This is a genomic window from Sphingomonas sp. (genome assembly GCF_031372575.1).
Classification (GTDB): domain Bacteria; phylum Pseudomonadota; class Alphaproteobacteria; order Sphingomonadales; family Sphingomonadaceae; genus Sphingomicrobium.
On record NZ_JANMLM010000017.1, the window covers coordinates 1 to 21,028 of the forward strand.

At 63.6% G+C, this 21,028-nt stretch carries 18 protein-coding genes, 1 tRNA gene and 1 pseudogene; 10 read left to right on the top strand and 10 right to left on the bottom strand.

The genetic code is table 11. From position 1 onward, the window contains the following. Positions 1–160 precede the first annotated feature (160 nt). On the top strand, positions 161–2,470 hold the full coding sequence (locus RMN73_RS01560) for an RNB domain-containing ribonuclease (RefSeq protein WP_309601562.1): 2,310 nt from the start codon (positions 161–163) through the stop codon (positions 2,468–2,470). Positions 2,471–2,505: 35 nt separating this feature from the next. Beyond that, positions 2,506–3,081 carry an NADPH-dependent FMN reductase gene (locus tag RMN73_RS01565; protein ID WP_309601563.1) on the top strand — a complete coding sequence of 192 codons (576 nt, stop codon included), beginning with the start codon at positions 2,506–2,508 and terminating at the stop codon, positions 3,079–3,081. A 53-nt stretch (positions 3,082–3,134) separates the two neighbouring features. Here RMN73_RS01565 and RMN73_RS01570 read toward each other — a convergent pair whose 3' ends face one another. The 3 genes and pseudogenes from RMN73_RS01570 to dcd all read right to left on the bottom strand — a co-directional run bounded on the left by RMN73_RS01570 (position 3,135) and on the right by dcd (position 5,442). Beyond that, entirely contained in the window at positions 3,135–3,566 is a 432-nt protein-coding gene (locus RMN73_RS01570; RefSeq protein WP_309601564.1) for a UrcA family protein, read from the bottom strand. Positions 3,567–3,719: 153 nt separating this feature from the next. After that, positions 3,720–4,892 (bottom strand): kynureninase, encoded by a 1,173-nt coding sequence (kynU, locus tag RMN73_RS01575; RefSeq protein WP_309601565.1) that lies wholly within the window; start codon positions 4,890–4,892, stop codon positions 3,720–3,722. Beyond that, positions 4,889–5,442: pseudogene (gene dcd / locus RMN73_RS01580) on the bottom strand (dCTP deaminase). The gene kynU and the pseudogene dcd overlap by 4 nt, the downstream one beginning before the upstream one ends. A gap of 119 nt (positions 5,443–5,561) precedes the next feature. Here dcd and RMN73_RS01585 point away from each other — a divergent pair. Next, entirely contained in the window at positions 5,562–7,076 is a 1,515-nt protein-coding gene (locus RMN73_RS01585) for a replicative DNA helicase (protein WP_309601566.1), read from the top strand. A gap of 156 nt (positions 7,077–7,232) precedes the next feature. Here RMN73_RS01585 and RMN73_RS01590 read toward each other — a convergent pair whose 3' ends face one another. Further along, complete coding sequence (locus RMN73_RS01590; protein ID WP_309601567.1) at positions 7,233–8,231, bottom strand: outer membrane beta-barrel protein; 999 nt, start codon at positions 8,229–8,231, stop codon at positions 7,233–7,235. 237 nt (positions 8,232–8,468) lie between these two features. Here RMN73_RS01590 and RMN73_RS01595 point away from each other — a divergent pair, with 237 nt between their 5' ends. After that, entirely contained in the window at positions 8,469–9,842 is a 1,374-nt protein-coding gene (locus RMN73_RS01595; RefSeq protein WP_309601568.1) for a L,D-transpeptidase family protein, read from the top strand. 7 nt (positions 9,843–9,849) lie between these two features. Here the strand turns inward: RMN73_RS01595 and astD are convergent, their stop codons facing one another. Together astD and RMN73_RS01605 are read right to left on the bottom strand one after the other, a co-directional pair. Further along, on the bottom strand, positions 9,850–11,316 hold the full coding sequence (astD, locus tag RMN73_RS01600) for a succinylglutamate-semialdehyde dehydrogenase (RefSeq protein WP_309601569.1): 1,467 nt from the start codon (positions 11,314–11,316) through the stop codon (positions 9,850–9,852). Positions 11,317–11,331: 15 nt separating this feature from the next. Then, positions 11,332–12,693 carry a protein adenylyltransferase SelO family protein gene (locus RMN73_RS01605; RefSeq protein ID WP_309601570.1) on the bottom strand — a complete coding sequence of 454 codons (1,362 nt, stop codon included), beginning with the start codon at positions 12,691–12,693 and terminating at the stop codon, positions 11,332–11,334. A 40-nt stretch (positions 12,694–12,733) separates the two neighbouring features. Between RMN73_RS01605 and RMN73_RS01610 the strand changes: the two genes are divergently transcribed. Then, positions 12,734–13,606 carry an alpha/beta hydrolase gene (locus RMN73_RS01610; RefSeq protein ID WP_309601571.1) on the top strand — a complete coding sequence of 291 codons (873 nt, stop codon included), beginning with the start codon at positions 12,734–12,736 and terminating at the stop codon, positions 13,604–13,606. 30 nt (positions 13,607–13,636) lie between these two features. On the opposite strand, the gene RMN73_RS01615 is transcribed toward RMN73_RS01610, so the two are convergent. From RMN73_RS01615 to RMN73_RS01630, 4 genes are all read right to left on the bottom strand, one after another. Then, positions 13,637–14,209: an outer membrane beta-barrel protein gene (locus RMN73_RS01615; protein ID WP_309601572.1), complete on the bottom strand. Its 573-nt coding sequence runs from the start codon at positions 14,207–14,209 to the stop codon at positions 13,637–13,639. A 61-nt stretch (positions 14,210–14,270) separates the two neighbouring features. After that, a complete protein-coding gene (locus tag RMN73_RS01620; protein ID WP_309601573.1) occupies positions 14,271–14,870 on the bottom strand; it encodes an SCO family protein in 600 nt (199 codons plus the stop codon). Continuing rightward, positions 14,867–15,292 (bottom strand): copper chaperone PCu(A)C, encoded by a 426-nt coding sequence (locus tag RMN73_RS01625; RefSeq protein ID WP_309601574.1) that lies wholly within the window; start codon positions 15,290–15,292, stop codon positions 14,867–14,869. The genes RMN73_RS01620 and RMN73_RS01625 overlap by 4 nt, the downstream gene beginning before the upstream one ends. Before the next feature lie 20 nt (positions 15,293–15,312). Then, positions 15,313–15,386 (bottom strand) — tRNA-Cys (locus tag RMN73_RS01630). Positions 15,387–15,581: 195 nt separating this feature from the next. On the opposite strand from RMN73_RS01630, the gene RMN73_RS01635 reads away from it, so the two are divergent. The 5 genes from RMN73_RS01635 to RMN73_RS01655 form a co-directional block, all read left to right on the top strand. Then, complete coding sequence (locus RMN73_RS01635; protein WP_309601575.1) at positions 15,582–16,163, top strand: protein-L-isoaspartate O-methyltransferase; 582 nt, start codon at positions 15,582–15,584, stop codon at positions 16,161–16,163. 14 nt (positions 16,164–16,177) lie between these two features. Beyond that, a complete protein-coding gene (locus RMN73_RS01640; RefSeq protein ID WP_309601576.1) occupies positions 16,178–17,611 on the top strand; it encodes a TolC family outer membrane protein in 1,434 nt (477 codons plus the stop codon). 14 nt (positions 17,612–17,625) lie between these two features. Beyond that, positions 17,626–18,030 (top strand): DUF2497 domain-containing protein, encoded by a 405-nt coding sequence (locus tag RMN73_RS01645; protein ID WP_309601577.1) that lies wholly within the window; start codon positions 17,626–17,628, stop codon positions 18,028–18,030. A 154-nt stretch (positions 18,031–18,184) separates the two neighbouring features. Then, on the top strand, positions 18,185–20,227 hold the full coding sequence (locus RMN73_RS01650) for a S9 family peptidase (RefSeq protein WP_309601578.1): 2,043 nt from the start codon (positions 18,185–18,187) through the stop codon (positions 20,225–20,227). Positions 20,228–20,264: 37 nt separating this feature from the next. Then, on the top strand, positions 20,265–21,028 hold a 764-nt coding region (locus tag RMN73_RS01655), incomplete at its 3' end, for a class I tRNA ligase family protein (RefSeq protein WP_309601579.1).

Sequence of the window (21,028 nt, forward strand, 5' to 3'; positions counted from 1 at the left end):
GATGCTTCACGTGAACGCGAATATGCGAGACCGTCGCCTCATCATAGTCCCTCACCTTAATCGTGGGTAATTCGGGTGGGGTGATCTATACGGAGAGGGCGCGACCGTTCGACCATCACCCCCACCCAACCCTCCCCCATCAAGGGGGAGGGCATTAGAAATGCAGCGCAAACCCCCCTCCGGCCTCCCCACCCCCAAGCAAATCCTCGAATTCATCGAGCAGTCCGGTTCCCCCGCGGGGAAGCGCGAGATTGCGCGGGCGTTCAACCTTGGCGGGCACGACAAGATCATGCTCAAGGCCCTGCTTAAGGACATGGCTGACGAGGGGTTGATCGATTCGGCGCCGGGCCGCGCGTTTCACAAAGCGGGTGGGGTGCCGCGGGTGACGGTGCTTCGCGTGGTGTCGGTCGACGAGGGGCAAATCTGGGCGATCCCCGAAAGCTGGCACGCCGACACCCCCGCGCCCAAATTGCGCGTGATCGAAAAAGGGCGGCGCTCGGCGCTGGTGCTCAACGACCGCATTCTGGCGCGAACCGAGGAGGCCGGGCGCGGCCAGGTCGCGCACATCATGAAGAAGCTCGAGAAATCGGCCGATCTGGTGCTCGGCGTCGTGCGCCGCGAGGGCGACCGCTTCTTCCTCACCCCGGTCGACAAGCGCGAGCGGCGCGAATTGCTGATCTCCGACTTGAAGGATTCGCGGCCCGGCGATCTCGTGCTGGCCGAGCCGGCAGGCCGCCCGCCCAAGATGACTGCGCGAGTCGATGCGGTGCTCGGTGATCCGTTCGCGCCGCGCAGTTTCTCGATGATCGCGATTGCCAAACATGGCCTTCGCGATGAATTCGACGAGCGTGCGATCGAAGAAGCGGTCAAGGTCGCGAAGTTCCCGCTCGGGAACCGCGAGGACCTCACCAATTTGCCGATCGTCGCAATCGATCCTGAAGATGCGCGCGACCATGACGATGCCATCTGGGCCAGCCCGCGTGCTGACGGCGACGGGTGGGACGCGATCGTCGCCATCGCCGACGTCAGCTTCTACGTCCGCGAGGGATCGCAGCTCGACCGCGAGGCCTTGCTGCGCGGCAACAGCGTCTATTTCCCCGACCGCGTCGTGCCGATGCTGCCGCACGAACTGTCGTCAGACATCTGCTCGCTGAAGGAAGGCAAGGTCCGCGCCGCGCTCGCCTGCCATTTGCATGTGGGGAAGGATGGGGCGCTCAAAAGCTGGCGATTTACTCGGGCCAAGATTTGTGTGGCTGCAAATATTGCATACGAAGATGCACAGGCGATGGCGGACGAATTCCTCCCCGGGACGGGGAGAGGAACCACCGAAGGAGGTGGAGGGGGCGTGCCACGCGGAGGGCCCCCTCCGTCGGCTTCGCCGCCACCTCCCCATGCTGGGGAGGAATTATGGACGACTGCACTTGCCCCGCTCTGGGACTGCTGGGCCGCCCTCCTCGCCGCCCGCACCAAGCGCGAACCGCTCGAACTCGATCTCCCCGAGCGGCGGGTGATGCTCGACGAGAAAGGCCGCATCCTGTCGGTCGCCCCGCGCGAACGATTGGACGCGCACCGGCTGGTCGAGGACTTCATGATTGCCGCCAACGTCGCCGCGGCCAAAGCGCTGGAGAAGAAAAAAGCGCCGGTGATGTACCGCGACCACGAAGCACCGAGCCGCGAGAAACTGGTCGCGCTGAAAGACTATCTCGCCACCTTCGACATGCCATTCGCGCTCGGCCAAGTGGTCAAACCCGCAATCTTCAACCGCATCATCGACCGGCTCGGCCCCGATCATCCCTCGCGCCACGAGATCATGGAGCAGGTCCTGCGCACCCAGATGCAGGCGCGCTACGCCCCCGATCCGCTCGGCCATTTCGGGCTCAGCCTGGCAAGCTACGCGCATTTCACCTCGCCAATCCGCCGCTATGCCGACCTCATCGTCCACCGCTCGCTGGTCCGCAGCTACAAATTGGGGGAGGGTGCGCTGGGGCCTGACAAGGTCGAGCGCTTCACCGAGATCGGCGAGAAAATCTCGATGCTCGAGCGTCGCGCGATGGAGGCCGAGCGCGAGACGGTCGATCGCTATGTCGCCGCTTTCCTGTCCGACCGGGTCGGGCAAATCCTCAAGTGCCGCATCACCGGGGTTCAGTCGTTCGGCTTCTTCGCCACCGTGCTCGACCTTGGCGGCGACGGGCTGGTCCCGGCATCGATTCTTGGCAATGAATATTTCCGCTTCGACGAGGCGGCGCGGGCATTGATCGGCGAGACGACCGGCGAGACCTACAAGCAGGGCCAGATGATCGAATTGAAGCTGGCCGAAGCCAACCCCGCGTCGGGCGCGCTTCGGTTTGAACTGGCCGAAGGCAAGTTCGGCGGGCCCGGCGGCGACCGGCGTCGCGACCGCACCCTGCCGCGCGGGCCGCGCCGCGGTCGCCCGGCCAACATCCGGCATCAAGGCAAAAAGCGGCGCTAGGGAACCAACCGCTGCAGTGACCGCTTGGAGGACTTATGGAAAAGCACAAAATCGCCATCATCGTGGGCTCGCTCCGCAAGGACAGCGTCAACCGCAAAATCGCTTTGACTATGGCCGCCATCCGCGACGACAGCCTGGAATGCACGATCGTCGAGATTGGCGATTTGCCACTGTTCAATCAGGATCTCGAGGCGACCCCGCCCGAAGCGTGGGTCAAATTCCGCGACGCGATCCGCCCGATGGACGGCGTGCTGTTCGTCACCCCCGAATATAATCGCGGCATCCCCGGCGCGCTCAAGAATGCGATCGACGTCGGTTCGCGTCCCTATGGCCAAAGCGTTTTTTCCAAGAAACCCGCAGCAGTTGTCACGGCGTCGCCCGGCGGCGTCGGCGGGTTCGGCGCCAACCACCAGTTGCGCCAATGCTGTGTGTTTCTCGACATGCCGATTATGGCCCAGCCCGAAGCCTATCTAGGTGGCGTCAACGACGGCAGCTTCGACGCTGATGGGCAGTTGAAGGACGGCCCGCTGAAGGACGTCGTTGCCGGCCTCGCGCATGCTTTCGCGGCTTGGGTTGACCTAATCACCAAGGGTCGCGCAGCGCTGGTTTGACACAGCGATCCGCCGCGCCGGTCATCGGGCGCGACGGATGCTGGCGGATAGCGTCAACGACCGATGTTGACGTCGTTCTGCGCAATTTGCCGGCCGGTGGAACGGGTCTGGATGAGTTGGGCCACATCCTGCTCGACTTTCGCTCCATTCGCGCGGCGGCACTGCCCTTCGAGGTCGGTCAGAGTCCGGGTACCGCCTTCGGCACTACACACCATTTTCAGGGCGTAACTGACCCGTTGCCGAAGCATTTTGCGACCGGGCTCACGGTTCAGATCGAGGTCGGCGAAGCTGACCGACGCCTGGCGAACGCCGACCTTATTGGCCGATTGAAATTGAAGCCAGCCTGGCTGGGCTTGGGCGCTGGTTGTCATCAATGCTGCAACGCTCACCATGATCGCGATGATAGTCCTGCTCATGATCGATTCCCCATTGCGTGGTCGACCGAGCGCAGACGTGCCCCTTCGCTCGCCGGGTTGGGCGATCACGATTGGGTTTTGCTCGATGGAACCACATGACGCCGCCCGACCATCGGGCGTCGCCCAGCGCCTATCGCTGAAATGTGCGAAACATTGGTGACGGTTGGCGAGCGGGTTCGATGACAGGTTCGGAAAAATGCGTGGGGTGGTCGCGTGGGGTGCTCAGATCACCGCAGCGCGCTGGCGGAACTCGGGGCGATCATAGGCACCGGTGGCGACGACATCGCTCAGGATACGCGCCGCTTCGACTACCTCACGCTCGTCATTATAGAGCGGCGCGAAGCCGAACCGCAGCAAATCCGGCTCGCGCACGTCGCCGATCACCCCGCGCGCGATCAGCGCCTGCATGATCGGGTAAGCGTCGGGGTGGGCGAAGACGACATGGCTGCCGCGCTTCGCCGGGTCGCGCGGGGAGGCGAAGCGGAGGGCAGGACAGGTCGCTTCGACCGCGCGGATGAAGGTTTCGGACAGGATCGCCGACTGCGCCTCCAGCGCCGCCATTTCGATCCCGTCGAAGGTCGCCAGCCCAGCCTCCAGCGCGGCCATTGCGATCACCGAAGGTGTGCCCGTTAGGAACCGCGCCAGACCCGGCGCCGGGGCATAATCGGCGGCGAAAGCGAAGGGCCTGGCGTGGCCCATCCAGCCGGGCAAGGGATTGGTCAGCTGGTCCTGCAGCTCGCGGCGGACATAGACGAACGCCGGCGCACCCGGCCCGCCGTTGAGATATTTATAGCCGCAACCGACCGCCAGATCGGCGTCGCAGCCATTCAGCTCGATCGCGATTGCCCCGGCGCTGTGCGACAGGTCCCACAACGCCAGCGCCCCGGCACGATGCGCGGCGGCGGTCATCGCGGCCATGTCGTGGCGGCGCCCGCTGCAATAATCGACCTGGGTCAGCATCAGCACCGCGACATCGGCGTCGAGCGCGGCCTCGAGCCCATCCGCTGGCACCGCGCGGACATTCGCGCCGACCATCCGCGCCAGTCCGTCGGCAATGTATAAATCGGTCGGGAAATTGCCCAATTCGGTCAGGATCGTCCGCCGCCCCGGCCGCGCATCGAGCGCGGCGGCGAGCAATTTGAACAGATTGACCGACGTCGAATCGCACACCGCGACTTCGTGGTCTTGAGCGCCGATCAGCCTGGCAATTTCGGCGCCAAGCCGCTGCGGCAGGCCGATCCAGTCGTGGCGGTTCCAGCTGGTGATGAGGTGCTCGCCCCATTCGGCTTCGACTGTCCGCGCGATCCGCCCGGGCGCGCCCACCGGCATCGCCCCCAGGCTGTTGCCATCGAGATAGATCACGCCCTCGGGCAAGCGGAAGCGGTCGCGGGTCATAGTTTGGGCAATGTGACTCCGCGCTGGCCCATATATTTGCCGGCGCGGTCCTTGTAGCTCGTCTCGCACCGCTCATTGCCCTTGAGGAACAGGAACTGGCACGCGCCTTCATTGGCGTAAATCTTCGCCGGAAGCGGAGTGGTGTTGGAAAATTCCAGCGTTACATGCCCCTCCCAGCCGGGCTCGAGCGGGGTCACGTTGACGATGATCCCGCACCGCGCATAGGTTGATTTGCCGAGGCAGATCACCAGCACATCTTCGGGCACGCGAAAATATTCGATCGTCCGGGCAGCGCGAAACTGTTGGGCGGGATGATGCAGCAATCGGTCTTGCGATCGACAAAGCTGTTGGAATCGAAATTCTTCGGGTCGACCACCGCCGAATCCACGTTGGTGAAAATCTTGAATTCGTCGGCGACCCGCGCGTCATAGCCATAGCTCGACAGGCCATAGCTGATGCAGCCGTCGCGGCGCTGGGCTTCGACAAATGGTTCGATCATCGCATTGGACAGCGCTTGTTCGCGAATCCAGCGGTCGGATAAAATGCTCATTGCCACCCGCTAGCGGCTGCGGTGGGGCGCGCGCAATGCCGATGCTTATCCACAGCGACGTCCACGGCTATCTTTGGCGGCAAGGCTCGCATCGGCGCAATTTGATGTAGGGTGCTTGGATGGCTGAAGTAGTTCGAATCGATGGCGGTGCCGATGTGCCCGCAACCCCGGTCCTGCCGCACAATATCGAGGCGGAGGCGGCGCTGCTTGGCGCGCTGATGATCGACAATCGCTTGGTCGAGGATGTCCAGCTGAAGCTTCGCTCGGACCATTATTTCGAGCCGCTGCACGGCCGGATCTATGACGCCATCCTGCGCATGACCGACAAGAATATGGTCGCCAACCCGGTCACCCTGCGCCCGATGTTCGAAGCTGACGAAGCGATGCGCGAGGTCGGCGGGCCAGCCTATCTCGCCCAGCTGACCGGATCGGGCGCGGCGATCATCGGCGCGCGCGATTTCGCCCAGCAGATTTACGATCTCGCCTTGCTTCGTTCCTTGGTCGCGGTCGGACGCGACATGGTCGAAGGCGCGCTCGATACGTCGGAAGAAGTTGCGCCTTTGTCACAGATCGAGCGGGCGGAAGGGGAGCTTTACCGCGTTGCCGAGCAGGGCGGCGGCGAAGGCAAGGTCAAGAGCTTCGGCGAAGCGACCAAGCTGGCGATCGAACAGGCCGAGCGGGCGCTTAACTCAGGCGGCCATTTGTCGGGCGTTACCACCGGGATCGACGGGATCAACTCCAAGATCGGTGGGCTTCACCGCTCCGATCTGCTGATCCTCGCCGGGCGACCCGGCATGGGCAAATCCTCGCTCGCGACCAACATGGCCTTCGCTGCGGCACAGCGATTCGTTCGCGATCAGGAAGACGGGATCGAACCCGCCAAGTCGGCCGGTGCGCCGGTGGCGATCTTCAGCCTGGAAATGTCGGCCGATCAGCTGGCAACCCGCATCCTGTCGGAAGAATCGGGGATCAGCAGCGAAAATCTGCGAATGGGCAAGATCAGCCAGCAGGAGTTTCGCCAACTGGCGCGCGCCGCCGCCGACCTCCAGACATTGCCGCTCTATATCGACGACACCCCGGGCCTGACCATCGCTGCGCTACGCACTCGCGCGCGCCGACTGAAGCGCCAGAAGGGCATCGGTATGGTGGTGATCGATTACCTCCAGTTGCTCCAGGGATCGGGGCGAAGCTCGAGCGACAACCGGGTCCAGGAAATTTCCGAGATTAGCCGTGGCCTCAAGCAATTGGCAAAGGAACTCGACCTTCCGGTGATCGCGCTGTCGCAGCTCAGCCGGGCGGTCGAACAGCGCGAAGACAAGCGCCCGCAACTGTCCGATCTTCGCGAATCCGGCTCGATCGAGCAGGACGCCGACATCGTCATGTTCATTTACCGCGAAGACTATTATGTAGCATCGCGCGAACCCAAGCGACCGATGGATGGCGACGATGCCAAGATCTTCGAAGCTTATGAACAATGGCAGCGCGATATGGAGCGGGTCTACGGCACGGCCGAGCTGCTCATCGCAAAGCAGCGCCACGGCGCCACCGGCAAGGTCAAGATGAAGTTCGACAGCCGTATCACCAAGTTCAGCGATCTCGCTGACGACAGCTTCCTGCCCGAGCTGCGAAGCTAGGGGCGCGCCGGACGGCCCTTGTGGCCGACCAGGCGTGGGGGGCGGATGAGGGCGCTGGAAGTTCCCCCTCCGGCGCCCTCATTTGCGTTCAATCCAAACAAAAAGGGCCGGCCATCCACCAGGATGACCGGCCCAATTTGTTAGCGCCGTTAAGGCTTAGCCACGCTCAGGCATCGGCGCCGGCGGCGGCGGCGGCGGCGGGGGCGGGCACATGTCGGTCGCCAGGATCACCGAGCCATCGGCGCAAGTCTGCGTCGCTGGCGGCGGCGGGGGAGGCGGCGGCGGCGGCGGCGGAGGAGGCGGCGGGGGTGCCATCGGCTCTGCGCCACCGAAGTTGAAGGTCAGGCTCGCCAGCAGGCTGTGCGAACGGAACTTCTGTTCGTAGTCGGAGAAAAGCACCGCATTGGTCGTGGCGACCGTGGTGGTGTTGCCAACAACGACCGTGTCCGGGTTGCCGGCAAAGGCGACCGGATCTTCGGCCAGGTTGAGGCGACCGGTCTGGAAGTAACGATACTTCAGGCCCAGATCGACGTTACGGCTGACGGCGTAGCGAACACCGGCAATGCCCTGGAACGCCCATGCATTGTCCTTGTCGCCCGCGAACTTGACGCGTGCACGACCGGCACCGCCGCCCGCGTAGAAGGTGAAGCCGTCATCGTCGCCGAATTCGACCAATGCGTTGACCATCGCCGAATAGACTTTGACCGAGCCACCAAGATCGAAATTGGCATCCGACAGTGCGGCCTGGCCCGGCGCACCCGGATCACCAGCGCCCGACGGACGGTTAAGCGCGCTGTTAAGCGATGCGATAAACGCATCATCGACGCTGAAATCCTTCAGGCTGGCGCGCTTGTAACCAAGCTCGCCTTCAAGCCGGAACATGCCGAAGTCGTAACCGAGGATCACGTCGGCATCGATGCCGCGCTTGTAGTTGATCCCGAAGGCATCGCCGAAGTTGGCGTCTGCCGGTCCAGCGACCGGAGGGGTCGTGGCGATTGTCTGGGTCGTCGTGTAATCGGCGAACACGTCGGCATCCTGATCCTTGGGGAACAAAACGCCGCCTTCGATGCCGACATAGACCGAGCCGTCGCGAGCCATCGCCGGCGTGGCGATAACCGCTGCAACCGCGGTTGCGGCCAATAGATATTTACGCATGATTTCTCCTTTACGCGCTCCGCTTGTGGGAGGCAGGCTGTGTAAACCGCTGCAATTGCATCAAGTTTCATCGCCCCGCGAATAAGGTCGTTCGTGTGGCATTCATGTCACAACCCATATCAACCCCACTCCGACTGGCCCCGGGAAATGGCTTCCTGGCGTTCGGGGGATTGAAGCGGCGGGACGATTCCGGCACTATCGGCGCTTCCAGTTTTCTGCCGGTTTTAGGGGATAACGATGCGTCTGCGGGTTACTTTATTGACGGCAGTTGCCGTGACGCTGATGGCCTCAGCCCAGGCTGATGCACGCAAAAAGCCGGTCCCCGTTGCTGCCCCGGCGCCGCAGGTCGCGCTGCCGGCGTCGCCCAACGGCGTGACGGTGCGTTATTATTACGAGCGCCGCCAATATCCGGCGATCTGGTTCGGCGCGCGTGGCGGCGATGAGGCGATCGGCCAATTGCTGTCGATTCTTCGTCGCGCCCCGATCGACGGGATGAGCAATGGTCCGCAGGTTGCGGCAAGCGTCGAGGCTGCGGTTGCCCGGGCCAAGACCAGTAACGACCCGATGCAGGTCAAGGCCGCCGAACTGGCGCTGTCCGCCGCGTGGGCCGATTATGCCCAGTCGCTCTATCGTCCGTCGACCAATGTTTTGTACGGCGACCCGGCGCTCGCCCGCGTGGCACCGCACCCGGATCGCACGCTCGCGCTCGCCGAGGCGGCACCGTCGCTGGCGCAGCATTTGCTGTCGGTGTCGGGGGTCAATCCGATCTATTCCAAATTGCGCGAAATTGCGGTGACCGAAGCTGCGGCCAATGGCGGTCGTGCTTCGGACAAGGTAACGCTCAACCTGGAGCGCTCGCGGATCCTGCCGGGCAGCGGCAAGTATATCTTCGTTAACACCGCCGAACAGCGGCTGCACATGATGGAAAATGGCCAGGAAGTCAGCTCGATGAAGGTCGTCGTCGGCAACAAGGAAAAGGATGGCCTGCCGACGCCGATTATCGCCAGCACCATGTATTATGCGATCGCCAACCCCTACTGGCATGTGCCGCCGCACCTCATTCGCAGGTTTGCGACCAATATCGCCAAGGGCCCCGACGCCTATTTCAAGACATTTGGCTATGAAGTCATTTCGGATTTTAGCGGCAACCCGACGATCATCGCACCATCGACCATTGACTGGAAAGGCGTCGCAGCAGGCACCGTCCGGGTCAACATGCGCCAGAAGCCGAATGGCGCGAACAGCATGGGCAAGATGAAATTCCCCTTCCCCAATCGGGAGGGCATCTACCTTCACGATACGCCGAAGAAGGAATATTTTGCGCTCGCCAACCGGGCCAAGAGCAATGGCTGCATCCGGGTCGAGGATTATCGCCGCCTCGCCAATTGGGTGTTCGGGCGCGACGTTGCTGCGGTCGGCAGCACGCCCGAGCAGCATCTGTCGCTGCCGCGCGGAATTCCGGTCTATGTTACCTATCTGACGATGGTTCCCGACGCGACCGGCATGGCCTCGTTCGAGGATCGCTATGGCTGGGACCGTCCCGGCGTGATGGCGGGCGGCATGGACATCACCGTTGGAGCCCCGCTCGCGACAGTCGGCGGCGCGCAATAAGCGGGGCTTACTGGTCGACCGTCACGCTTGCGTCGCGAAGTCCCTCGGGAATTGCGGCGCGGGCGATTTCGCTTTCGCTGCTGGTCACGGGATAAGCGCAATAATCGGCAGCGTAAAAGGCGCTTGGACGATGATTGCCGCTTAAGCCGATGCCGCCGAACGGTGCGCTCGACGGGGCTCCGTTGGTCGGCTTGTTCCAGTTGATCACCCCGGCGCGGACATTGGCCCAGAATTTATCATACATGGCTGGGGTGCCGCCAACCAGGCTGGCGGCAAGCCCGAACCGCGTGTTGTTGGCCTCGTCGATCGCGGCGTCGAAATCCTTGACCCGGATCAGCTGCAGCACCGGCCCGAACATCTCCTCGTCAGGGCGGTCGGCGACATCGGTTACGTCGATCAGTGCCGGGGTGAGATAGGGCCGTTCTTCATATGGCCGGTCGAGACGACGGATCGGCTTGGCCCCCTTGATCATCAATTCCACCCACTGCGATTGCAAATGGTCGGCGGCCGCCAGATCGATCACCGGCCCCATGAATGGCTGCGGATCGGCATGCGGGTGATCGACGATGATGCGGTCGATCAGCTTGGTGATCGCCTCCAGCAAGGGCCCCTCGGCGCCATCTTCGACGATCAGCCGCCGCGCCGCAGTGCAGCGCTGGCCGGCGGAGAGGTAGGCCGACTGGACCGCGATCAGCGCAGCCGAGTCGATATCCGCCGCCTGCCAGACCACGAGGGGATTGTTCCCGCCAAGTTCCAGCGCGAGCATCTTGTGCGGAGCGTCGGCAAATTGCCGGTGGAGCGACATGCCGGCGCGTGCCGAACCGGTGAACAGCAAGCCGTCGATGCCGGGCTGGCTGGCGAGCGCCTTGCCCTCCTCCGGCCCGCCGATCAGCACCCGGATGACGCCTTCCGGCACGCCCGCAGCGCGGAAGCAGTCGACCAGGAAACTGCCCACCGCTGGCGTTTTCTCTGATGGCTTGAACACCACCGCATTGCCCGCGATCAGCGCCGGAACGATGTGGCCGTTGGGCAAATGCGCGGGGAAATTATACGGGCCGAGCACCGCCAGCACGCCATGCGGCTTGTGGCGCACTGCGACCTTGCTGCCCAGTGCAGCCTCGACCTTTCGCATCGGTGTGCGCTCAAGATAAGCGTTGGCCGAAATTTCGACCTTGCCAATCACCGCGCCGACCTCGGTCCGTGCTTCCCAATAAGGCTTGCCGGTTTCGCGGCTGATGAGGTCGGCGAATTCCTGTTCGCGCGCGCGCACTTCATTGGCGAAGCGGCGCATCGTCTCGATCCGGAAGGAAATGCTGTGTGCCGCCCATTCGGGCCAAGCGGCGCGCGCGGCGGCGACTTCGACCTCGGCATTGCCGATGTCGCCCGCCCATATCTCCGCCCCGGTGGCCGGCTCCGTCGAAATCAGCCTGTCGGTCAAACCATCACTCCGGGAACCATGCGATGCCACCACCATGCCCGCACAGTCGGGTCAAGCGCAAGGCGGCGTCATGGCGTCGCCCATCCGGCGAATGGCGGCGATCTTGTCGTCGAACAGGGCCCAATCGTCACCGTCGGATATCGCTGCCCAGATCGCCTCGACCTCCTCGATGTGCATCGAACACGGTCCATTATCGCGCCAATATTCATGGTCGAGCGCATGGAGCAGGGGGGTGCGGCCTTCGAGCTGATGCCTGAGAATGGCGAACTCCGGTGCATCATACCCTTCGGGCACCCGTCCACCGCGCCAGTCGAAGAACAGCCGGTCGATCGTCACCGACTTGGTCCGAAGCGCCTTGAGCAACGCCGCGACCAAGGGCCGATCATCGTCCGACGCCTTGATCCCGAGCCGCGCGACAAGCTTGGCGAACAGCGCTTGCTCGAACAACGTCGACCATCCAGCCAAAATCTCGGCCAGCGCCGGCCCATCGGCCACCAGTGCCAGGCACCCGCCGAGCTGCGCCAAATCCCAATGAATCGCCTCGGGTTGGCGGCCGAATGCATAAAGCCCGCTTTGGTCGAAATAGGCCGCGACAAACTCCTCGTCCCAGCTTGGCGCAAATCGCCACGGGCCATAGTCGAAGCTCTCGCCGGTGATGTTGATATTGTCGCTGTTGAGCACCCCGTGGACGAAGCCGGCGGCGAGGTACGACGCCGCTAGCCCGGCGGTCCGCTCCGCCACCAATGCGAACAGCCGCAGCGGATCGCCGCTGTCTTCGCCGAACAAGTTGCGCAGTCCATAAGACGCCAACACCTTGATCCGCGCTTCATCCTCCAGAAACGCAAGCCGCTGGAAACTGCCGATCCGCACATGGCCGTGGCTCAGCCGCGTCAGCACTGCCGATCGGGTCGGCGACGGCTCGTCGTTGCGGGTCAGTTCCTCGCCAGTTTCGATCAGCGCGAAGCTCTTCGACGTATTGACCCCCAGCGCCTCGAGCATTTCGGTCGCCAGAACTTCGCGCACCCCGCCCTTGAGCGTCAGCCGCCCGTCGCCAAACCGGCTGTACGGCGTCTGTCCTGATCCTTTGGTGCCCAGATCGAGCAGCCGCCCGTGATCATCGCGCAGTTGGGCGAACAGGAAGCCGCGCCCGTCGCCGATGTCAGGATTATAGTGTCGAAATTGGTGCCCGTGATAGCGCAGCGCGAGCGGCCGGGGCAGGTTGCGCTCCAGCGGCTCGAACCAACCGAAATGCGCCGCGACGTCGACCGCGCTCAATCCCACCCGCGCTGCCCAGCGCTGGTTGAAGAAGCGCACCTGATGCTCGGGGAAGTCCGCCGCGTCGACCGGATCGAAAAAGCCGTCCCCCAGCGACAAAATGGCTCGGTCAGGATGATAAGCTTGCGACTTTCCCATCGGCTCGCGATAGGGGAGCGAATGCAGCGGGGGAAGCGTAGTGGCGAGTTGGACCGATCGATACTGGAACAGCGCCGACGGGGTGAAGCTCCACTATCGCGACTATGCCGGAAATCGCGACCGCCCGCCGATCCTGTGCATTCCCGGCCTGACCCGCAATGCGCGCGATTTCGAGCCGGTGGCGGATCGTTATGCCGGCGACTGGCGGGTGATTTCGATCGATCTTCGCGGCCGCGGGGGAAGCGCGTTTGATCCCGATCCGGCCAATTACAAGCCGATGGTCTACGTTGCCGACATATTGAAAATGCTCGACCAGTTGGGGATCGCCGACGCGGTGTTCGTTGGCACCTCACTCGGCGGGATCTGCACCATGGCGCTGGCCTTGGGTGATCGTGAACGGATTGCGGGTGCCTTGCTCAACGACATCGGCCCCGAGATCGATCGGGCCGGGGTTGAGCGCATCGCGGGCTGGGTGGGCAAAGAGGCGCGCTTCGCCAACTGGGACGAAGCAATCGACAAGATTATGGCGCGCAATGGCGACATTTACCCCGATTACAGTCGCGCCGAGTGGGAGCGGTTTGTCCGGCGGATCGCGCGCGAGGATGGAGCGTCGATCATCTTCGATTATGATCTGGCGATCGCTGGCAATTTCGAAAGCGCCGCAAGTGCTCCGGATGTCTGGCCGCTCTATCAGGCGCTCGATGGCCGTCCGGTGACCATCCTGCGTGGTGAATTGTCCGATCTGCTCGGCGCCAAGGTGGCGGAGCGGATGGCGACTGAACTCGCGGATGTCGAACTGGTGACCGTTCCCCGCGTCGGCCACACCCCCACCTTCGACGAGCCCGAAAGTATCGCCGCGCTCGACCGCCTGCTCGACCGCGTGCTCGAGGCACAAAAAAAGGGGCAGCCGTAGCCGCCCCTTTTCCTTGATCGAAGGCTCGTTTTAGAAACGGAAGCCAGCGCCGATCACCGACTGGTAAAGGTCGATGCCGTACTGGTAGTTGCCGTAACGCTGCTCGAGCTTGACGTAAGCATTCTTGCCGAGGGCGAGTTCGCCACCGACCGCGAGGCGAAAGCCGTCGACGCTGACGCCATAAGCGCGCAGGTTCGAATAGCCGGCTGCGACGTACAGCAGGCCGTTGCTGCCGACGCGGCCACCGGCGCGTGCCGTCACGGCGAGAGCGCGGGTGAGATCCTTGCTGTCTTCGATTTCGGCGGTCACGCCGAGAACCGCACCACCAGCGGCGAAGTCGTAACCGACGTCGGCGCCATAAGTGAAGGCATCGGTGCCGAAGATGTTGTCGTCAGCGAAGCCGACATTGACGCCGACGCGCGGGCCGGTGAACGTCGTGGCGGCGGCGGCGTCCTGCGCGGCGGCAGGGGCTGCAACGAAAGCGGTCGCGGCGAGCGCGAGCGAGAGAAGATGCTTCACAAATACCTCATGTATTCTGTTGAATGCGATCCGCAGAACTGCGGTGCGAGGGGCGAAATAAGGACCGATCGACAATTCGTCCACCGCCGTTGGTCGAAAATCCACACTTGTTGTTGGGCGGCAACAAATCGTTATGCGGCAGCAATCAGTTCATCAGCCGTCGCAACTTGGCGATTGCGGCCGGGTCACCTTCATCGGGGGTGATGGTGGCGATGAACGCGCCATCGCGATCCATCAGGAAGACGGCGGCGCTATGATCGACACTATAGCCGCCGCCGGCCTGCGGCACCTTGCCGGAATAGATCCCATAGGCGCGTTTGACCTGATTGATCTGGGCAACCGAACCGGTGAGTGCGACGATCGGCGCGCCGAATTGCGCCGCGTAACGGCCCATTTCGGCGGGCGTATCGCGCTCGGGATCGACGCTGACGAAGACAATCGCAAACGATTCGTCGCCCGTGCCGAGTGTGCGACGAAGCTTCGCCAGCCGGGCAAGCGTGGTCGGGCAGACATCGGGGCAATGGGTAAAGCCAAAGAACATCGCGAACGGCTTGCCCTTCAATCGCGAGCTTGAAAACGGAGTGCCGTCGGCCCCAACCAGCGTGAACGGCCCGCCGACCTCGGTCATGGGCTGCTGGATTGGCGGCGACAGCGCTGCCGGCGGACGGAGCGCGATGACCATTCCTCCAATCGCGGCCAGGCCGACGACTATCCACAAACCGATTCGGATGATCCGCAGGTTCATCGCGGGCTACCTACCGGCGCGTTGACCACGACCGACCCCTGCCGCTCAAACTTCAGATTGAGGCGGATCGACGAGCCTTGGGACAGCGGGCGGGCGAGCCCCTGGATCATGACATGCTTGCCGCTCGGGCTGAGCAGCACCGTCGCGCCGGCCGGTACCTCGATCCCCTGGCCCAGGTCGCGCATTCGCATGATCCCGTCCGCCATGCTCGTTTCATGCAAGCTGGCCTGTCCGACACCCGGCGCCTCGACCGAGATCAGTCGATCATCGCCGCCGCTATTGGCAAGCGTGAAATAGGCTGCGGCGGAGTTCGGCAGCGCGATCACCCGGGCGTCGTTGACCGTCACCAATGGCGGCGGATCGGACTGGCATGCGGTAAGCAGCATCAACGTCAGCATCGCCACTGCAGCTTTCACAGCCATGATCCTCGTCGGATTGGAAATGGAGGCCCGAGCCGGAATCGAACCGGCGTGCGGGGATTTGCAGTCCCCTACGTAACCACTCCGCCATCGGGCCTCGCGGGGCGGGGAAATGGGCGGCAGGCTCGCGCTTGTCAACCGCTTGCGAGCCACCATCTAACGGATCGGCGACTTGCCTTTTTCGACCGGTGGCGGTGGGTTCAGCTTGGCCTCATGGAGCTGGACCGATAAGAGCGAGCTTGAAGCCCGACTGTATTACTGACATAGAGCAGCTAAGACGTTGAAGGAATATATGGCCAACCCTGCCACTGATAGCGCCGCTGCTCGCCGGTTGATGGTGCTCAGCCAGCTCCGCCCGCAAGGCGTGACCGACGCTGCCGTATTGGCGGCGATGACCAATGTCGCGCGGGAAGATTATCTGCCCGAAAATTTTGCCGCAATTGCCTATGGCGATCGCCCGATCCGCCTCGCGGATGGATCCCCGGTCATGGCCCCCGCCGAGCTCGGCCAATTGCTCACCCAGCTCGCACCGAAACCTGGCCAACGGGCGCTGGTGATTGGCGGTGGTGGGGATTATTCGGCCGCTGTGCTGGGCCACATCGGCCTGACCGTGGACCGCGCGCAGACCGCCGAGGATGCGCTCACCGGTTCATTCGACCTGATCCTGATCGAAGGCGCGGTCGAACATGTTTCTGCTTCGCTCGCCCGCTGCCTCGCGCCCAATGGCCGCATTGGCACGGCGATTGTCGAAGATGGCGTAACTCGCCTCGCGACCGGCCGTGGTCACGGAAAGTCACTCGGATTCACCTCTTTTGCCGAGGCCCAGGTGCCTCTCCTCGCCAGCTTCAGCCAAGCCCCGGCGTTCACTTTCTGACGATTGGAGATATCGTGAAGCGTCATCTTTTGACCGGTACCTTGCTTGCCGCACTGCTCGCCGGATCTGCGTCGGCCGATACGCTGCGCGAGGCGCTCAACGCCGCCTATCGCACCAATCCGACCCTGACTGGCCAGCGCGAGGCGCTGAAAGTCAACGATGCGTCTGTCGCGATTGCCCGCGCCGCTGGCCGGCCGCTAGTCTCTGCGACGGTCGGCCTCAACCGCGACTTGACCCAGAGCGGCTCGCTCCAGCGGCTCGGCAAAGGCCCCTATGTGACGGGCGGTGTCGACGTCAGCTATCCGTTGTTTAACGGCGGCAGCGTGAAGAATTCGATCACCGCCGCCAAGACCCGCGTCGAAGCTGGACGTGCGACGTTGCGGGCGGTCGAAGGCGATGTGTTCACCGAGGCGGTCGCCGCCTACATGGATGTGATCCGCGATCGCGCGATCGTTGAACTGAACGAGAACCAGGTCCGGGTGCTTGCCACCAACCTCGAGGCGTCGCGCGATCGGTTCCAAATCGGCGACGTGACGCGCACCGATGTTGCCCAGTCCGAAGCGCGTCAGGCGCTGTCACGAAGCGCACTTGAGACCGCGCGCGGTCGGTTGACCTCGAGCGAGGAGAATTACCGCCGCGTCGTCGGTCAGCGCCCGGGCGTTCTTGCCCCGCCACCGCCGCTGCCTCCGCTGCCTGCAACCGCCGATCAGGCGGTGCAGATCGCCCTTGCCAATAATCCCGATCTGATCGCCATCAGTCGTCAGGCCGATGCCGCGCGTTATGATGTCCGCGTTGCCCAGGCGGCACGGCTGCCGACCGTGTCGGGCGTTGCGTCGGGCGATTACGTCAATACCATTTCCGGCAATACCGGCGGTGCGCCGCGCGAAGGCACGTCGACCAGCATTGGCGTCCAGGGCCGAATCCCGCTGTATCAGGGCGGCCTTCCGGCGGCTCGAGTCGCGCAGAGCCAGGCGCTCGAGGGCCAGACCCTTGAGCAACGCGTCGCCACCGAACGCGCAGTGATCGCCACTACCCGGTCGGCGTTCGCGACCTATCGCGCGGCACAGGATGCGATCGTTTCCAACCAGGTTGCGGTCAAGGCCAACGAACTCGCGCTCGAAGGGGCCCGCGCCGAAAATGGCGTTGGCACGCGCACCATCCTCGAAGTGCTCAATGCCGAACAGGAATTGCTCAATGCGCAGGTCCAGCTCGTGACCGCGCGGCGCGATGCCTATGTCGCCGGTTTCCAATTGCTCAACGCCATGGGTCAAGCGCAGGCCGACGTCCTTGGCCTCGACGGTGGACCGCTCTATGATCCGCTCGGCAACTATCGCGATGTTGCGGGTAACTGGAACGATTGGGCGCAGGCACCGCGCCATGTTCCCGTCGCGACCACGACCGCGACACAGGCCGAACAACCGCAGGTCTTGGTTTCCCAGCCGCGATAGGCGATAGAGCGGCGATGCAGACGCCCCGCGACCCATCGATGGAGGATATTCTCGCGTCGATCAAACGCGTGATCGCGGAGGAAAAAGAACTTCGCGCCGCGGTCCCGCCGGCCGTGCGGGAGCCCGACGAGGAAGATGTGCTCGAGCTCGACCACCCGGTCGAGGCCGAGGTGCCGCCAGTCGAACTTGGCGAGCCGTTGCTCGATACCGACGCTGCCGACTCCAGCCGTTCGAGCCTTGAGCAATTGTCCACGGTTGCCGCCGCCGCTCCGCCGCCGCCAACCGTCAACCCGCTCGAAGAAATGCTCCGCGACATGCTTCGCCCGGCATTGAAGCAATGGCTCGATGAACATCTGCCGCGGATCGTCGACGAACATGTCCGCCGCGAAATCAGCCGGATCACGGGCAAGCCGCTCTAATTACCCCTCCTTGCAAGGGAGGGGAAGGGGTGGGTGCGAGCGTCTGCGAGCCCAAAAGATTGAAAGAAGGAACCCACCCCCGGCCCCTCCCTGAAGGAAGGAGGGGAGGACGCTCACTCTTTGAATCGCTCCGCCCGCCTGCTACCCCCTCTGAATGAACCGCACCCTGTTCGCCGCCACTGTCGCGGCCATCGCCCTTGTTTCCACCCCGTCGTTCGCCCGGCCGATGACCGCGACCGACATGCACATGATGCACCGCCTCGGCACGCCAAGCGTATCGCCGGATGGCAAGACCGCGATCTTCACGCTGTCGACCACCGATTTGGCGGTAAACAAGCGCAGCAATCCGCTGATGATGCTCGACCTGACTCGCCCCGCCGCGCCGCGCGCGATCCCCGGCGTCACCAAGGGTGCGCATGACGCGGTGTTCGCAGGCGATGGCGCGATCTATTATCTCGCCCCGGTCAAGGAACGCGACCAATTGTTCCGCATGACGATGGGCGCCAAGCCGGTCCAGCTGTCGGACTTCGGAGCCGACATTTCGGGGTTCAAGATCAGCGCCGATCGTAGCCGCGTATTGGTCTGGGCCGACACCAAAGACTGCCCCGACCTCGCCTGCGCCGCGACGACGTTTGCGCCCAAGCCCGCCGGAAGCGCGCGGATCTATGACGAACTGTTCGTCCGCCACTGGGATACATGGGCCGAGCCCGGCACCAAGTCCCGGATTTATGCTTTCCCGATGGTGGCCGGAAAGCTGGGCAAGGAAGTCCGGGTCACCGGTACCCTGGTCGGCGACACACCGTCCAAGCCATTCGGCGGTGGTGAGGAAATCGACATTTCGGGCGACGGCAAGACCGTCTATTTCGCGCTTCGGGAGGCAGGCCGGATCGAGCCGACCTCGACCAATCTCGATATTTTCATGGCCCCCGCTGACGGATCGGCCCAGCCGGTCAATCTAACCGCGCCCAACGGCGGCACCGATACCTTGCCGACCCTGTCGCCCGACGGCCGGACGTTGGCCTATATGTCGATGGCCCGCGCCGGTTATGAGGCCGACCGCCAGGTGCTGATGCTGCGCAATCTTGCGACCAATCGGACCCGCGCGCTGACCGAAAAATGGGACCGCTCGGTCGGGTCGATCGCCTGGAGCACGGACGGACGAAGCATCCTCGTCACCGCCGAAGACGTGATGGAAGCGCCGATCTGGACGATTGATGTCGCCAGCGGCACGGTCACCCGGCTGACCGGCGATGGCCATGCCGGCAACGTCATCCCGATGGCCAATGGCGGTGTAATTTTCACCCAGAACAGCATCATGGCGCCCGACGATCTGTATCGCGTCACGTCGCGCGGAGTGATCGGCCGGCTGACCGACGTCAACCGCGCTTTGCTCGCCCAGCTCGACCCGGTGAAGTTCGAGAAATTCGCCTTCAACGGTGCCAGCAATGACCGCGTCTACGGCTTCAAGCTCAAGCCCGCCGCCGCCCAAGGCAAGTTGCCCATCGCCTTCGTCGTCCACGGCGGGCCGCAGGGCAGCTTCGGCAACGGTTGGAGCTATCGTTGGAATTCGCGGCTTATCTCATCGCCCGGTTACGCCGTGGTCAGCGTCGATTTCCACGGCTCCACCGGCTATGGCCAGGCCTTCACCGACAGCATCCGCAACGACTGGGGCGGCAAGCCGCTCGAGGATTTGAAGCGCGGCCTCGCCTTCGCCACCGCGCAGGATCCGCAGCTAGACGCCAATAACGCCTGCGCATTGGGGGCCAGCTACGGCGGCTATATGATGAACTGGATCGCCGGCCAATGGCCCGACCGCTTCAAATGCCTGGTCCAACACGACGGCGTGTTCGATGCCCGCGCCATGGCCTACGAAACTGAAGAGCTCTGGTTCGACGAGTGGGAACATGGCGGCAAGACCTATTATGAAGACCCCGCGGCGTTCGAGAAATGGAACCCCGTGAACCATGTCGCCAAGTGGAAGACCCCGATGCTGGTGATCACCGGCGAGAAGGATTTCCGCATTCCCTACACCCAAGGCCTGGCGAGCTTCACCGCCCTCCAGCGGCGTGGAATTCCATCCAAGCTGTTGGTTTTCCCGGACGAGAATCACTGGGTGCTCAGGCCCAAGAATTCGATTCAATGGTATGACAATGTGTTCGGCTGGATGAACCGCTGGCTCGCACCCGCTGCGCGCTGAGGTTGAAGCGATGCGCGCCGCCGTCTAGGCGGCGCGCATGACCGAACTCGCCAAAACCTTCGACCCCGCATCGATCGAATCCCGCTGGTACGCGCATTGGGAGGCGGAAGGGTTGTTTCGCCCCGACCGGCCCGAGGCGACGCCATTCACCATCGTCATGCCGCCGCCCAACGTCACCGGGTCCTTGCACATCGGCCACGCGCTCGACATCACGCTGCAGGACATCCTCGTCCGCATCGCGCGGATGCAGGGCAAGGACAGCCTGTGGGTGGTCGGCACCGACCATGCCGGGATCGCGACCCAGATGGTGGTCGAGCGGCAGCTTGATCAGCTCCAGCAGAAGCGGACCGATTTCACCCGCGACGAATTCATCGGCAAGGTGTGGGACTGGAAGACGGAAAGCGGCGGTCAGATCACGCAGCAACTCCGCCGCCTCGGCGCGAGCTGTGACTGGTCGAATGAACGCTTCACCATGGACGAGGGCTTCTCGAAAGCCGTCACCCACGTGTTTGTCGAGCTGCACAAGCGCGGTCTGCTCTACCGCGACAAGCGCCTGGTCAATTGGGACCCGCATTTCCAGACCGCGATCAGCGACCTTGAGGTCGAAACGCGCGAAATGGCCGGCAAGTTCTGGACCTTGCGCTATCCGCTCGCCGACGGATCCGGCCATATCGAGGTCGCGACCACGCGGCCCGAGACGATGCTCGCCGACATGGCGGTCGCGGTCCACCCGACCGACGAGCGTTATACCGCGCTGGTCGGCAAGCAGATCAGACTGCCGATCACCGGCCGCGAAATTCC

Excerpts from the sequence above, each read along its gene's own strand:
- RMN73_RS01560 (WP_309601562.1), top strand. The coding sequence starts at position 161 with ATGCAGCGCAAACCCCCCTCCGGCCTCCCCACCCCCAAGCAAATCCTC.
- RMN73_RS01565 (WP_309601563.1), top strand. The coding sequence starts at position 2,506 with ATGGAAAAGCACAAAATCGCCATCATCGTGGGCTCGCTCCGCAAGGAC.
- kynU (WP_309601565.1), bottom strand. The coding sequence starts at position 4,892 with ATGACCCGCGACCGCTTCCGCTTGCCCGAGGGCGTGATCTATCTCGAT.
- RMN73_RS01585 (WP_309601566.1), top strand. The coding sequence starts at position 5,562 with ATGGCTGAAGTAGTTCGAATCGATGGCGGTGCCGATGTGCCCGCAACC.
- RMN73_RS01590 (WP_309601567.1), bottom strand. The coding sequence starts at position 8,231 with ATGCGTAAATATCTATTGGCCGCAACCGCGGTTGCAGCGGTTATCGCC.
- RMN73_RS01595 (WP_309601568.1), top strand. The coding sequence starts at position 8,469 with ATGCGTCTGCGGGTTACTTTATTGACGGCAGTTGCCGTGACGCTGATG.
- astD (WP_309601569.1), bottom strand. The coding sequence starts at position 11,316 with ATGGTGGTGGCATCGCATGGTTCCCGGAGTGATGGTTTGACCGACAGG.
- RMN73_RS01605 (WP_309601570.1), bottom strand. The coding sequence starts at position 12,693 with ATGGGAAAGTCGCAAGCTTATCATCCTGACCGAGCCATTTTGTCGCTG.
- RMN73_RS01620 (WP_309601573.1), bottom strand. The coding sequence starts at position 14,870 with ATGAACCTGCGGATCATCCGAATCGGTTTGTGGATAGTCGTCGGCCTG.
- RMN73_RS01625 (WP_309601574.1), bottom strand. The coding sequence starts at position 15,292 with ATGGCTGTGAAAGCTGCAGTGGCGATGCTGACGTTGATGCTGCTTACC.
- RMN73_RS01635 (WP_309601575.1), top strand. The coding sequence starts at position 15,582 with ATGGCCAACCCTGCCACTGATAGCGCCGCTGCTCGCCGGTTGATGGTG.
- RMN73_RS01645 (WP_309601577.1), top strand. The coding sequence starts at position 17,626 with ATGCAGACGCCCCGCGACCCATCGATGGAGGATATTCTCGCGTCGATC.
- RMN73_RS01650 (WP_309601578.1), top strand. The coding sequence starts at position 18,185 with ATGAACCGCACCCTGTTCGCCGCCACTGTCGCGGCCATCGCCCTTGTT.